The organism is Nonomuraea lactucae, assembly GCF_003313395.1.
Classification (GTDB): domain Bacteria; phylum Actinomycetota; class Actinomycetes; order Streptosporangiales; family Streptosporangiaceae; genus Nonomuraea; species Nonomuraea lactucae.
This window is the reverse complement of the sequence record NZ_QNFZ01000048.1, coordinates 1-12,688: the sequence shown is the minus strand read 5'-3', so window position 1 is coordinate 12,688 and position 12,688 is coordinate 1. Positions and strand designations below refer to the sequence as shown.

Here is a 12,688-nt window from a genome sequence, read left to right as displayed (position 1 = left end):
CCCGGTGCCACCCCTGACCCTCGCCCCCTGCTCGAACGCGCTGGGCGCCTGGCTCAGACGTCCACCTTGTACGGCAGCGCCAGCTCGTCCGCCGGCACCCCGCGGATGCCCCAGTTGACCCTCGGCATCTCGATGATCGTGATCTCGACGTCCTCGGGCGGGAACGGGAGCCGGTCGTAGACGGCCCGGATGAGCGCCCGCTTGGCCTCGTCGCTCCGGCCGGTGAAGCAGACCACCTCGATGATCAGGTAGCCGTCGCCCCGCTGCGGGCAGACGAGGTCGTCCGCCTCCAGCAGCAGGAACCGGTGGAACCGCTTCTCCTCAGGCAGCCCCCATGCCTCCACCAGGCAGGATTGGAGCAGGTCCGACACCTCGCGCTGCCGTCCCGCCCACACGTCGCGGCGCCCGTAGATCTTCACCTGAGCCATACGAGCCACTATAGGGGCCTTGATCAGTGTTCTCGTCGCTCGTCGTGCGTGACCGAGCGCGGGCCGCGATCAACGGCCACCCGGACCCGCTTGGTAGCCTGACCCGTGATGTATCGCCTCGTGTTCACGCAGGTCTTGCGGCGGTTCGACGCCGAGGCCGTGCACCAGCTGACCGTCCGGTCCCTCGCGCTCCTGTCGACGCTGCCGCTGCTCAAGCGGCTGCTGCACAAGGCGCTCGCGCCTCACGACCCGGCCCTGCGCGTCAGCGCGTTCGGCGTGCACTTCCCGGGCCCGCTGGGGCTGGCCGCGGGGTTCGACAAGGACGCGGCGTGCGCCGAGGGCGTGGCCGCGCTGGGCTTCGGCCACGTGGAGGTCGGCACCATCACCGCTCACGGGCAGCCCGGCAACCCTCGGCCGCGGCTGTTCAGGCTGGTGGGGCAGCGGGCCGTCGTCAACCGGATGGGCTTCAACAACGCCGGTGCCGTTGCCGCCGCCCGCCGCCTGCGCCGCCCCCGCGGGGTGCCCGTCGTGGTCGGCGTCAACATCGGCAAGACCAAGGTGGTGCCCGAGCAGGAGGCGGTGTCCGACTACGTGGCGAGCGCCAAGGAGCTCGCCCCCCTGGCCGACTACCTGGTGGTCAACGTCAGCTCCCCCAACACCCCCGGGCTGCGCGACCTGCAGGCAGTGGCGCTGCTGCGACCGCTGCTGGCGGCCGTCAAGGACGTGGCCGATTCCCCGCCGCGCCGCACGCCGCTGCTGGTGAAGATCGCGCCGGACCTCGCCGACGAGGACGTGGACGCGGTCGCCGACCTTGCGCTGGAACTGGGGCTCGACGGCATCATCGCGACCAACACCACGATCAGGCACGAGGGCGGGAGCGGCGGCCTGTCGGGGCGGCCGCTCAAGGGACGCTCGCTGGAGGTGCTGCGCCGGCTGCGGGCCCGCGTGGGCGACCGGCTGACGCTCGTCTCGGTGGGCGGGGTCGAGGACGTGGACGACGTGTGGGAACGGCTGCTGGCGGGCGCCACGCTGGTGCAGGGCTACACGGGATGGGTGTACGGGGGGCCGCTGTGGGCCTCGCGCATCCATCGGCAGCTCTCACGCCGCGTCCGCCGGCACGGCCTCACGTCCGTCACGGAGGCCATCGGTCGTACGGCGGCGCGCTAGCCGTACGCGCCCACCGCCCGGCTCGTGACGGTCACACGCCTTGTGACGGTCACACGCTGGGCCGGGTGGACTCCGCGTCGTGGGTCGAGTGGTCCAGGCGCTCCATGACGGCGGCCACCGGGATGACGCCGGGCCGGTGCGGGCGGCGGCGCTGCCACGGCCGGGGGCCATCGGACGGCCTGTATTCGACGCCCAGGGCGTCCAGCCGTCCCAGGTGGGCCTCCAGGCGTTCGGTGAAGTCCGCGCCCGACGATCCCGACCACGTCACCTCGGCGAGCGCGCACGCGCGCGGCCAGGTGCGGTAGTCGAGCGTCCGCGCGTCGGGGATGCGCTCGGTCCAGAGCTGCGCCTGCGCGCCGATGATCCGCGACCGCTCCTCGTCCGGCCAGCCGTCGGGCGCGGGCACGAACGCGGCCACGTCCGCGACCGTGATCGTGTCGCCGATCGCCATCGGCTCGTCCGGCGAAGCCGCCTCGGCGTAGTCGAAGTAGAGCGGGAACACCGGGGTGGCCACCACGTCGTGACCCGCCGCGGCGGCCCGGCGGCCCACCTCCATGCCGCGCCACGGCATCACCACCGTGTCGTGCCGCAGCTCGCCGCTGACGAACGCCTCGTCCCACACCACCGCCCGCGAGCCGCGCTCGGCGAGCACGTCGGCCAGCCGCCGCAGGAACCACGCGTGCAGCGGCCCCATCGAGGACATCCCCAGCGACTCGCGGTAGGCGTCGATCTCTGGTGAGGCCGCCCAGTGGTCGAGGACGACCTCGTCACCGCCGATGTGGAAGTAGGGCGTCTCGCCCAGCGCGCCGATCAGCTCGTCGAAGATCGTGGTCAGGAACTCGACCGTGGGCGGCAGCGGCGACAGGATCGCGGGGGAGATGCCCCAGCGGTCGAGCACCTCGAAAGGCTCGCCGGTGGGGCCGAGCGACGGGTAGGCGGCCAGTATGGCGGAGGCGTGGCCGGGCACGTCGATCTCCGGCACGATCACGACCTCGCGGGCGCGGGCGTAGGCGGCCATCTCCGCCAGGTCGTCGAGCGTGTAGTAGCCGCCGTGCGGGAGGTCGTCGTAGGACTCGGGCTCGTGGTAGTAGTTGGACGCCGTGCGCGGCCGGTGCGAGGCCACCTCGTGCAGCAACGGGTAGGCGCGGCTCTCCACCCGCCACCCCTGGTCGTCCACCAGATGCAGGTGGAGCCGGTTGAGCTTGTGCACCGCCATCAGGTCGATCAGCCGCAGGATCTCCCGCTTGGGGAAGAAGTGCCTGGCCACGTCCACGTGCAGCCCGCGCCATGAGTAGCGCGGCCCGTCCTCGACACGCACCCCCGGAACGCTCCACGAGGCCCCGGGCGAGAACCGGTAGGACCCGTCGGGAAGCAACTGGTGCAACGTCTGCCCGGCGTAGAACGCGCCCGCCCGGCCGCCCGCCGTGATCTCCACGCCGCGCGAGCCCACGACGAGCTGGTAGGCCTCGGGCCCGAGGTCGGGATCCAGCCGCAGGTCGATCGCCCCTGCGTCGCCCGGCCGCAGGTCGAGACCGGGCAGGGCGGCGAGTACGGCGCCGGCCAGCTCGGCGGGCCCCGAGACGATGGCGCCGGAGGTCAGTTCGTAGGAGCCGGACAGGTGACGGAGCAGGCGCGGGCGAGGAATCATGTCTTCAGATAGTGCTGCAATCCGTTCGCGAGCGCCACTGCGATCTTCTGCCGGAAGGCGGGGTCCTGGAACTTGGCCGCCTCGGCCGCGTTCTTCATGTTGCCGCACTCGACGAAGATCTTCGGCACGGTCGAGAGGTTGAGCCCGCCGAGGTCGTCGCGGAAGCTGAGCGCCCTGCTGCCGATGTAGGTCGAGTAGGGCAGGCCGGTGCCCCTCCTGAAGGAGTCGCGGACGGCGAGGCCCAGCGCGCGGGAGTCGCCGACGACCGGGTCGACGGGGCCGTTGATCTTCCGGGGCATGATCACGTGGAAGCCGTGGTTGGCCGGGGCGGAACCGTCGGCGTGCACCGAGATCGCGGCGTCGGCCTTGGCCCGGTTGCCGATCGCGGCCCGCTCGGTGATGCAGGGGCCCACGCCGTCGTTGCCGGCCCTGGTCAGCTTGACCCTGGCCCCGCGGCTCTTGAGGATCTTGGCGAGCCTGGTGGAGACGTCCCAGGTGAAGGCAGCCTCGGAGTAGCCGCCGGAGGTCGCCGTGCCGGTCGTGTCGCACGCCTTCCACTGGGTCAGCACGTTGACCTTGCGGTTGACGGCCTTCGGGTCGCGGTGGTTGCCGCCGTTGTGGCCGGGGTCGATGACGACCACCTTGCCGGAGAGCGCCGGGGCGGCTCCCGAGGTCGCCGCCTGCTCAGCGCCGGTCGAGGTGCCGGTCGAGGAGGTGCCGGTCGAGGCGCCGGTGGAGGTGCTGGAGCCTTTCGAGCTCTCAGAGGAGGGGGAGCTTGCGGCGGGGGCGGCCTGACCTGCCGTGACGCCGCCGCTGGCGGGGGCGCCGCAGGCGGAGGCGATCAGGCCGCACGCGGCGAGAACGGTGGCTGGTAGAGCACGCATGAGCTCCAACCTACGGCAAAGCGGGTGCTCACCAGACGCGTTCGCCGACCTCCTGCCGCTGCAGCAGGGCGGCCAGCTCCCGCGCGTCCTCGGCGTCCAGGCCGAGCACGACGCGGGGGCGGCCCCACGGGTGGTCGAGGGAATGGGCGACGTAGCTGGCCACGGACTCGCCGCCGGTGTCGGCGCCCCGCCCCCTGGCCGAGCGCCACTGCGCCCAGGCGCGCTCGAGCTCGGCCGCGGCGCGCTGGGCACAGGACACCAGTTCTGGATCACGCATGACTGTCCCCCTGGATCAGCTCGTGACATGACCCTGACGAGTAAACCTCCACCGGTAGGGGTGGCCGTGCGGGTTGACCGATGCTTTGACCCCTCTTAGGCGGGGCCCGTGCTACGCCGCACGATCAGCTCGGGTGTGACCTCGCGCAGCCGGGCGACCTTCGCGGGGTTCCCGATCCGGTCGCTCAGCAGGGCGGCGGCGGACCGGCCCATGGCGCGGCGCGGCTGGTCGACCGAGGTCAGCGAGATGTGGTGGGAGGCCGACAGGTGCGTGTTGTCGTAGCCGGCCACCGACAGGTCCTCGGGCACTCGCAGCCCCAGCTCGGTGGCGGCGGCCAGCACGCCCAGCGCCACCACGTCGTTGCCGGCGAAGATCGCCGTGGGCCGGGGGTCGCGGGTCAGCAGCGCCAGCGCGGCGATCCTGCCGCCCTCCTCGGTCGCCTCGGCGGCCTCGACCATGATGTACGGCGCGAGCGCGTGCCTGCGCATCGCGACGAGGTAGCCCTCGCAGCGGGACGGCCGCGCGCCCTCGATGTGCGCGATCCTCGTGTGGCCCAGTTCCACCAGGTGGTCGATGGCCAGGCGGGCCCCGTGCCTGTCGTCGTCGACGACGATGTCGACGCCTTCCAGCTCGATGTCACGTTCCCCGACGACGACCGTGGGCGTGTACGAGGTCGCCTCGATCAGCGTCTCGCTGGTCGGCGCGATGCCTAAGAGGACCAGGCCGTCGACCCTGAGCTCGAGGAACGCCGCCACGGCCTCGTCCTCGAACGCGGGATCCCACTGGCTGTTGCCGATCAGCATGCGCAGGCCGTCGCCGTGCAGGCTCTCCTGCAGGCCGTCCAGGAACTCCGCGTAGAACGGGTTGTGCAGGTCGGCGACGAGCGCGCCGACGAGGTGCGTACGGCCTTCGACCAGGCTGCGCGCGACCGCGTTCGGCCGGTAGCCGAGCTCGCGCGCCGCCTGGAGGACGGCCTGGCGCCGGTGCTCGCTCACGTGCGGAGATCCGCGCAGCACGAGCGATACCAGCGATTTTGAGACGCCGGCACGCTCGGCGACGTTGCGGATCGTGGGCCGGGGCCGTGGTATGTCCCGGAGGTCGGTGATAGTTGAAGACTTAACAGGTGGTCCTGACATGGCTCTCCCCCGCGATGCGAAGATGGGCACCTTGTCTCACCAAACGATCGAGTTCGCCCCAGGGTACGGCTTGAGGTAAGGGAAGCCTGATATTGACCGTCAGGTCACATGTCCGCTATTGGGGCAGGGCCTCGGCTACTGTGCAGGTGTGACAGCCGGGAAGTCAGCCGAGACGGCACGGCCGGCGCGGCGCCGGCTCACCGTCGACCGCCGCCGAGAGGAGCTCATGGCGGCGGCCCTGGAGTTGTTCAGCAGGCGTGACGCCGAAGACGTCTCGATCGACGACGTGGCCACGGCCGCGGGCGCCTCGCGGGCCCTGGTCTACCACTACTTCGGCGGCAAGCAGGAGCTCTACGTGGCGGCGCTGCGGAGCGCGGCCGAGCGGCTGGAGTCGCGGCTGCGTCCGCAAGGGGGCGGCAGGCCGCTGGACGAGCTGGCCTCGGGGCTCGCCTGCTACTTCGACTTCGCCGAGGAGCACGCGGCGGGGTTCGCGGCGCTGCTGCGCGGCGGCCCGGCCAACCGCACGGGCGAGGTGGGCGAGATCGTCGACGGGGTGCGGCAGCGCCTGTGCAGGCAGGTGCAGAAGCAGATGGGCGTGGAGGAGCCGGGTCCCGTGCTGCGCGCCACACTGCGATCGTGGATCGCCTCGGTCGAGACCGCGGGCCTTGACTGGCTCGAACACCGTGACATCGAGCGGCCGACGCTCGAGAGGATGCTCGTCGACCAGATGGTCGCGCTGCTGGCCGTGGCCGCTCGCCATGACGGTGACGTCGGCCGGCTCCTGGAGGTGCTGGGGGAGCGGCCGGCGTAGGGGATCGGAAGGGTGGCGCCGGGCGGGCGGCGCCAGCTCCCGTTCGCGACGGTCGTCGTCACAGTGGTGGACCGGGCCGTCGGCCTGGTCCACCGTTCAACCCCCCTGAGGTCCGTGACGAACCCCGGCATTACTCCGAGCGCTGCTGCGGAATCCCCGCCAGCAGAGCCCTGACCTCGGTCTCCCGGTAACGCCGGTGACCACCAAGGGTGCGAATCGACGTCAACTTGCCCGCCTTGGCCCACCGCGTGACGGTCTTGGGGTCGACCCTGAACATGGTCGCGACCTCGGCGGGCGTGAGCAGTGGCTCGGCCTCGGGTGTACGAGCTGACATTTGTGCGGCCTCTCCTCCGTGTGGACCGGTTTGCGATCCTGTGACTGCCTTTGCGCGTGTCACGGATGTCCCCCTATGGCCCCGAACGTGCGGCTTTTCTGGGCCATATGCGGCATCACCCGAAGTGACCATACCGCCACGCTGAGCGATTGGCGAGCCCTTCTTTGACCCAACTGCCCGCCCCCATGGCGATGTCACGCTCGGTGATTCTAGCGACACGTTTCGTGGTATCGCAGTGAAAACGGCAAACTGCTCAGTTCGCAGAAGCGAGCAGCCGCTACTCATGACCTACTCATGCAGGTCAGACGGTTGCATTGGGGCTCAGTTGGCAGATTCCAGAAGTTGCATTGACTTCCAGCGGAGAACGACCCTCTGATACATGGCGAAGGCAAGTTCTTCTTGACCCGTGTCCAGGCCCGTGAGGGCCGCCGACAGCTCGGCCACCGACTGGTCGGCCTGCAGCGCGTCGTCGTCCATGAGATGGACCAGCCCGCCGTAGTCGAGCTCCACCAGCGAGTGCGGGTGGAACTCCTCCAGCCAGCGGGCCACGTCCTCCACGTCGAAGTTGGCCGACACGTCGCCCAGGTGGCGGCGCAGCACCTGAAGGGCCCGCGCCGCCCGCCTCCTCGCCTGGGCCATGGAGGTGACGTAGATGAGGTTGCGGCCCGTGGCCGTGGTCACGTCCTGCCCCGGGGCGGCCGAGCCGAGCACCAGCCAGCGCTCGTTCCCGTCGAACGGCACGAACCACGACGGCGGCACGTGCCAGGCGGTGGTGCGGATGTGGGTGCGCAGCGCGGAGGAGCCGCGGGTGCGCTTGTAGCGGTCGAAGTCGTCGGCCGTCTGCTCGGCGATCGCCTTGGGGACCATGTGGTCCATCAGCTTGACGGGAGTGCTGCCGCGCAGCCGTGAGAAGGCCAGCCACGACCGCAGGCGCGTCTGCCAGGGGCAGACGTAGAGCCGGTCCTCCACGCGCCTCAGGTAGGCGTTGGGGCTCTCCTGGGCGGGCACGGGCTGAGGGGGCATGCCGAGCAGGCGCCTGACCGACTCGCCGTGCTCGTGGTTGAGCGCGTTGGCGCGGCGCGGACGGTCGCGTGAATCGGCGTAGTCGGCCCAGACCTTCTGCTCTGACTCGGGGAAGGCGGTCAACGGCTCGTAGACGCGGAGGTACGCGGCATAGGGCAGCACGGAGGCATCGTGTCATGAAGACAATCGGCTCGCACCGTTGTGGCCATTACGCTGGGAGGGATCTCCGCCGCGAAGGTGCGGCGGACCGGACAGGGAGTCACTACCGTGACCGACGTCTTCGACCCGTCCCACAAGGACACGCACGAGCAGGTCGTCTTCTGTGCCGACGCGCACAGCGGCCTGCGTGCCATCATCGCCCTCCACAACACCGCACTCGGCCCCGGCCTCGGGGGCACCAGGTTCTACCCGTACGAGAGCGAGCAGGCGGCGCTGACCGACGTGCTCAACCTCTCGCGCGGGATGGCCTACAAGAACGCGCTGGCGGGGCTCGACCACGGCGGCGGCAAGGCCGTCATCATCGGCGACCCGGCCCGCGACAAGAGCGAGGCGCTGCTGCGCGCCTACGGCAGGTTCGTCGAGTCGCTCGGCGGGCGCTACATCACGGCCTGCGACGTGGGCACCTTCAGCGAGGACATGGACGTCGTGGCCCGCGAGTCACGCTTCGTGACCGGCCGCACGCTCGCCAACGGCGGCGCCGGAGACTCCTCCATCCTCACCGCCTTCGGCGTCTTCCAGGGCATGCGCGCCTCGGCCGAGCACGTCTACGGCACCGCTTCGCTGCTCGGCAGGCGGGTGGGCGTCGAGGGCGTCGGCAAGGTGGGCCACCGGCTGGTGGAGCTCCTGCGCGAGGACGGCGCCGACGTGGTGATCTGCGACGTCAGCGAGCAGGCCGTCGAGCGCGTGCGGCGCCGCCGTCCCGAGGTGGACGTGGTGTCCGACGCCGAGAGCCTGACCTCCTCCGACATCGACGTCTTCGCCCCCTGCGCGCTGGGCGGGGCGCTCGACGACGACACGGTCGCCCGGCTCCGCGCGAAGATCGTCTGCGGCGCGGCCAACAACCAGCTCGACCACCCCGGGGTCGAGAAGCAGCTCGCCGAGCGCGGCATCCTGTACGCGCCCGACTACGTGGTCAACTCCGGTGGCGTGATCCAGGTGGCCGACGAGATCCGCGGCTTCGACATGGAACGGGCCAGGGCGAAGGCGGCGCGGATCTACGACACCACGCTGAAGATTTTCGAGATGGCCGCGGACGAGGGCGTACCGCCGGCCGTCGCAGCCGATAGGCTAGCCGAGCGCAGAATGTCGGAAGTCGGGCGGATTAGGGCCATTTGGCTTGGGCACTGACGCCCCACGCCCATACGACGTACCGAGCTGGGCGCAAAACAGGTACGGTAATAGGCGAACGATAGGCTGACGCCCGTAGTCAGGTGGCGTCAGCGTGTGGTGCGTTAGCGACGAGGGGTCGGGGACGACCCCACACGAGGGGGTCGAGCCAATGGGGCGCGGCCGAGCAAAGGCCAAGCAGGTCAAGGTTGCTCGCCAGCTGAAGTACAACAGCGGTGGCACGGATCTTGACCGTCTTCGCGACGAACTCGGGGTCGGAGACTCCAGCCGCAATGACGACGCCGACGACCTCAACGACGAGCTGGCTGATCGCTATGCCGATTACGCCGATGACTACGGGCCCGGAGACGACGAAGACCGTACGTCCGGGCGCCGATAGCGGTTCTGCTGGTTGACGCAGTTGCTCCCCCGGCGTGATCATCACGCCGGGGGAGCAGGCTGCTCGTCCACCGCGTCGGGCCCCACGGGCACCAGCCCGTGGGGCTTTCGTCGCACCTCAGCAGCACCCCAGAGCACCCCAGAGCACCTCAGAGCACCTCAGAGCACCCCAGAGCGCCTCGGAGCACCCCGGAGCGTCTCAACAGGGCACCTCGTCGCGCCCCCGCGCCTTTGGCGCGAGAGCGGTGGGTGCCGGTGCGGTCAGCGGTAGCGCGCCTGGCCGGTGCCGGGCACGATCTCGCCGAGCACCCACGCGGGCAGCCCACGGTCGGCGAGCAGCCGCACCGCCTCGTCGGCGGCCGACGGCGCGACGACGGCCGCCATGCCCACCCCGAGGTTGAACGTGCGGTCCATGTCGCGCCGCCCGATCCGCCCGTGCCCGGCCAGCACCTCGAAGACGGCCGGAGGCGTCCACGACGACCGGTCGAGCAGGGCGTCCAGGCCGCCGGGCAGCGACCGCGACAGGTTGCCCTCGATCCCGCCGCCCGTGATGTGCGCGTAGGCGTGCACCTCGACCGCGCCGGCCAGGGCCAGGCAGTCGAGAGAGTAGACGCGGGTGGGCTCCAGCAGCTCCTCGCCCAGCGGCCGGCCGAGCTCGGGCAGCTCCACGTCGAGGGAGAGCGACGCCTCACGCAGCACGTGACGCACCAGCGAGTAGCCGTTGGAGTGCACCCCGGACGAGGCCAGCCCCAGCACCACGTCGCCGGCCCGCACCCGCGACGGGCCGAGCATGGCCGACGCCTCGACGACGCCCGTGCCGGCGCCCGCCAGGTCGTACTCGTCGGGGCCCATCGCCCCGGGGTGCTCGGCCGTCTCGCCGCCCACCAGCGCCGCGCCCGCCAGGCGGCAGCCCTCGGCGATGCCGCCGACGATCTCCGCGACGCGCTCCGGCACCACCTTGCCGCAGGCGATGTAGTCGGTCATGAACAGCGGCTCGGCCCCGCACACCACGAGGTCGTCGAGGACCATGCCGACGAGGTCTATCCCGATCGTGTCGTGCTTGCCGTAGGCCTGGGCGAGCATGACCTTGGTGCCCACGCCGTCGGTCGAGGTGGCCAGCAGCGGGCGCCGGTAGCGCAGCAGCGCCGAGGCGTCGAACAGCCCGGCGAAGCCGCTGTCGTCGTCGACCACCTCGGGCCTGCGGGAGCGGGCCACCTTGTCCTTCATGAGCGCGACGGCGCGCTCACCGGCCTCGATGTCGACCCCGGCGGCCTCGTAGCTCGTCACGCCTTGCTCTCCAACACGAACTTGCCCACGTTGTCCTGGTCGATCGGGATGGGATAGGAGCCGTCGAAACAGGCCATGCAGAGCCGTGAGGCGGGGATCGTCGTGGCCTTGGTGAGGCCCTCCAGCGAGATGTAGCCGAGGCTGTCGGCGCCGAGCGAGGCGCGGATCTCCTCGACCGAGAGCGAGCCCGCGATGAGCTCGGCCCGGGTGGCGAAGTCGATGCCGTAGAAGCACGGCCAGGCGACGGGCGGGGACGAGATGCGCACGTGCACCTCGCGCGCCCCCGCCTCGCGCAGCATCTTGACGATCGCGCGCTGGGTGTTGCCGCGCACGATCGAGTCGTCCACGACGACCAGGCGCTTGCCCTGGACGACCTCGCGCAGCGGGTTGAGCTTGAGCCGGATGCCGAGCTGGCGGATGGTCTGCGAGGGCTGGATGAACGTGCGTCCGACGTAGGAGTTCTTCACCAGGCCCTGGCCGTAGGGGATGCCGCTCTCCTCGGCGTAGCCGACGGCGGCGGGGGTGCCCGACTCGGGCGTCGGGATGACCAGGTCGGCCTCGACGGGGTGCTCGCGGGCCAGCACCCGGCCGACCTCCACCCGGGTGACCTGGACGCCGCGTCCGGCGATCGTGGTGTCGGGGCGGGCGAGGTAGACGTACTCGAACAGGCAGCCCTTGGGCTCGGCCAGGGCGAAGCGGCGCGACCTGACGCCGCGCTCGTCGATGGTGAGCAGCTCGCCGGGCTCGATCTCGCGGACGAACGTGGCGCCGACGATGTCGAGGGCGGCGGTCTCGGAGGCGACCACCCAGCCGCGCTCCAGCCGGCCCAGCACCAGCGGGCGGATGCCCTGCGGGTCGCGGGCCGCGTAGAGGGTGGTCTCGTCCATGAACACCAGCGAGTAGGCGCCCTTGACCTGCGGCAGCAGCTCGGCGGCGGCCTCCTCGACGGACCTGCTGCGGTCCTGGGCGAGCAGCGAGGTGAGCACCTCGGTGTCGGTGGTGGCCCGGGTGGCCCCCGGGGTCAGGCGCTGGGCCAGCTCCGGGGTGTTGATCAGGTTGCCGTTGTGGGCGAGCGCGAGGCCGCCCACGTCGGTGGAGCTCAGCGTCGGCTGGGCGTTCTCCCACACGCTCGACCCGGTGGTGGAGTAGCGGCAGTGGCCGATCGCCAGGTGGCCGCGGAGGGTGCCGAGCACGGACTCGTCGAAGACCTGGGCCACCAGGCCCATGTCCTTGTAGACGAGGATGCGGTTGCCCTCGCTGACCGCGATGCCCGCGGACTCCTGACCGCGGTGCTGCAACGCGTACAGCCCGTAGTAGGTGAGTTTGGAAACTTCCTCGCCTGGAGCCCAGACACCGAAGACACCGCAGGCGTCACGTGGCGCTCGATCGTCGGGGTCCAGGTCATGGCCGAGTCGGCCGTCGCCCTTCAGCACATGGCTCAGTCTAGGTCGGCCGGCAGGCTGCTCGCACACCCGGGTGCTGATCACAGCGTGTGAGCGCATGGTGGGCCAATCATGGACAGTCGTTTACCGTGTCGTCCGGTTTCGGCGGGGCGTTGCGCGTAAGGGTGAGGTATCCGGCATGCAGACCCGTCGGGAGACGCAGACGTGACCACACCTGGGGACCCGAACCAGCCTCGCCCGCCGCGGGATCCGCGCGACGGTCGCCCCGAAGGGGACGACGAGAGGCCGGAGTCCGACGACTACCTCGGCTCCGGCGGCCCGTCCGGACCGGGGCCCTCCGGCCCCGGGGAGGAGCCTCCGCAGCCCCCGCACCCCGACCTGCCGACGGCTCCCGAGGTGCCTTCCCCGGCGGAGGGCGCCGCCGCGCCGGACGCCGAGAGCACCGCCGTCTTCGAGCGCCCGTCCTCGGAGCCGGCGCGGCCCGAGCCGCCCTATACGACGCCGGAGGAGGGCCAGGAGTACCCGGCGCCCGGAGCGACCCCGCCGTATCCCGGCTGGGAGGGCG

13 protein-coding genes and 1 pseudogene are annotated in these 12,688 nt (G+C 71.2%); 5 read left to right on the top strand and 9 right to left on the bottom strand.

All coding sequences use genetic code 11. From position 1 onward, the window contains the following. Positions 1-53 precede the first annotated feature (53 nt). Complete coding sequence (locus DQW85_RS03245) at positions 54-428, bottom strand: tautomerase family protein (RefSeq protein ID WP_113698932.1); 375 nt, start codon at positions 426-428, stop codon at positions 54-56. 108 nt (positions 429-536) lie between these two features. On the opposite strand from DQW85_RS03245, the gene DQW85_RS03240 reads away from it, so the two are divergent. Continuing rightward, positions 537-1,595 carry a quinone-dependent dihydroorotate dehydrogenase gene (locus tag DQW85_RS03240; RefSeq protein WP_205314839.1) on the top strand — a complete coding sequence of 353 codons (1,059 nt, stop codon included), beginning with the start codon at positions 537-539 and terminating at the stop codon, positions 1,593-1,595. 49 nt (positions 1,596-1,644) lie between these two features. On the opposite strand, the gene DQW85_RS03235 is transcribed toward DQW85_RS03240, so the two are convergent. The 4 genes from DQW85_RS03235 to DQW85_RS03220 all read right to left on the bottom strand — a co-directional run bounded on the left by DQW85_RS03235 (position 1,645) and on the right by DQW85_RS03220 (position 5,540). After that, positions 1,645-3,243, bottom strand: a complete 1,599-nt coding sequence (locus DQW85_RS03235; RefSeq protein ID WP_113698930.1) for a beta-N-acetylhexosaminidase — start codon at positions 3,241-3,243, stop codon at positions 1,645-1,647. Continuing rightward, positions 3,240-4,127 (bottom strand): N-acetylmuramoyl-L-alanine amidase, encoded by an 888-nt coding sequence (locus tag DQW85_RS03230; protein WP_113698929.1) that lies wholly within the window; start codon positions 4,125-4,127, stop codon positions 3,240-3,242. The genes DQW85_RS03235 and DQW85_RS03230 overlap by 4 nt, the downstream gene beginning before the upstream one ends. A 28-nt stretch (positions 4,128-4,155) precedes the next feature. Then, positions 4,156-4,404, bottom strand: coding sequence for a hypothetical protein (locus DQW85_RS03225; RefSeq protein WP_113698928.1), 249 nt, complete (start codon positions 4,402-4,404; stop codon positions 4,156-4,158). Positions 4,405-4,499: 95 nt separating this feature from the next. Continuing rightward, entirely contained in the window at positions 4,500-5,540 is a 1,041-nt protein-coding gene (locus DQW85_RS03220) for a LacI family DNA-binding transcriptional regulator (RefSeq protein WP_113698927.1), read from the bottom strand. A gap of 148 nt (positions 5,541-5,688) precedes the next feature. Here DQW85_RS03220 and DQW85_RS03215 point away from each other — a divergent pair, with 148 nt between their 5' ends. Continuing rightward, a complete protein-coding gene (locus DQW85_RS03215) occupies positions 5,689-6,351 on the top strand; it encodes a TetR/AcrR family transcriptional regulator (protein WP_240196893.1) in 663 nt (220 codons plus the stop codon). 130 nt (positions 6,352-6,481) lie between these two features. Here DQW85_RS03215 and bldC read toward each other — a convergent pair whose 3' ends face one another. Continuing rightward, positions 6,482-6,685 carry a developmental transcriptional regulator BldC gene (gene bldC / locus DQW85_RS03210; RefSeq protein ID WP_013133571.1) on the bottom strand — a complete coding sequence of 68 codons (204 nt, stop codon included), beginning with the start codon at positions 6,683-6,685 and terminating at the stop codon, positions 6,482-6,484. Positions 6,686-7,006: 321 nt separating this feature from the next. Continuing rightward, positions 7,007-7,870 (bottom strand): DUF8083 family protein, encoded by an 864-nt coding sequence (locus tag DQW85_RS03205; protein ID WP_113698925.1) that lies wholly within the window; start codon positions 7,868-7,870, stop codon positions 7,007-7,009. A gap of 105 nt (positions 7,871-7,975) precedes the next feature. Between DQW85_RS03205 and DQW85_RS03200 the strand changes: the two genes are divergently transcribed. Together DQW85_RS03200 and DQW85_RS03195 are read left to right on the top strand one after the other, a co-directional pair. Then, on the top strand, positions 7,976-9,055 hold the full coding sequence (locus DQW85_RS03200; protein ID WP_113698924.1) for a Leu/Phe/Val dehydrogenase: 1,080 nt from the start codon (positions 7,976-7,978) through the stop codon (positions 9,053-9,055). A 151-nt stretch (positions 9,056-9,206) separates the two neighbouring features. Then, positions 9,207-9,434 (top strand): DUF3073 domain-containing protein, encoded by a 228-nt coding sequence (locus DQW85_RS03195; RefSeq protein WP_113698923.1) that lies wholly within the window; start codon positions 9,207-9,209, stop codon positions 9,432-9,434. A gap of 260 nt (positions 9,435-9,694) precedes the next feature. Here DQW85_RS03195 and purM read toward each other — a convergent pair whose 3' ends face one another. Beyond that, positions 9,695-10,720, bottom strand: a complete 1,026-nt coding sequence (gene purM, locus DQW85_RS03190; protein WP_113698922.1) for a phosphoribosylformylglycinamidine cyclo-ligase — start codon at positions 10,718-10,720, stop codon at positions 9,695-9,697. Then, entirely contained in the window at positions 10,717-12,153 is a 1,437-nt protein-coding gene (purF, locus tag DQW85_RS03185) for an amidophosphoribosyltransferase (RefSeq protein WP_113698921.1), read from the bottom strand. The genes purM and purF overlap by 4 nt, the downstream gene beginning before the upstream one ends. Before the next feature lie 174 nt (positions 12,154-12,327). On the opposite strand from purF, the pseudogene DQW85_RS03180 reads away from it, so the two are divergent. Next, positions 12,328-12,688 (top strand): annotated as a pseudogene (locus tag DQW85_RS03180) (hypothetical protein); the annotation flags it as partial.

What these genes read in the sequence shown, in the direction of transcription:
- DQW85_RS03245 (WP_113698932.1), bottom strand. Translation starts at nt 428, where the DNA reads ATGGCTCAGGTGAAGATCTACGGGCGCCGCGACGTGTGGGCGGGACGG.
- DQW85_RS03240 (WP_205314839.1), top strand. Translation starts at nt 537, where the DNA reads ATGTATCGCCTCGTGTTCACGCAGGTCTTGCGGCGGTTCGACGCCGAG.
- DQW85_RS03235 (WP_113698930.1), bottom strand. Translation starts at nt 3,243, where the DNA reads ATGATTCCTCGCCCGCGCCTGCTCCGTCACCTGTCCGGCTCCTACGAA.
- DQW85_RS03230 (WP_113698929.1), bottom strand. Translation starts at nt 4,127, where the DNA reads ATGCGTGCTCTACCAGCCACCGTTCTCGCCGCGTGCGGCCTGATCGCC.
- DQW85_RS03225 (WP_113698928.1), bottom strand. Translation starts at nt 4,404, where the DNA reads ATGCGTGATCCAGAACTGGTGTCCTGTGCCCAGCGCGCCGCGGCCGAG.
- DQW85_RS03220 (WP_113698927.1), bottom strand. Translation starts at nt 5,540, where the DNA reads ATGTCAGGACCACCTGTTAAGTCTTCAACTATCACCGACCTCCGGGAC.
- bldC (WP_013133571.1), bottom strand. Translation starts at nt 6,685, where the DNA reads ATGTCAGCTCGTACACCCGAGGCCGAGCCACTGCTCACGCCCGCCGAG.
- DQW85_RS03195 (WP_113698923.1), top strand. Translation starts at nt 9,207, where the DNA reads ATGGGGCGCGGCCGAGCAAAGGCCAAGCAGGTCAAGGTTGCTCGCCAG.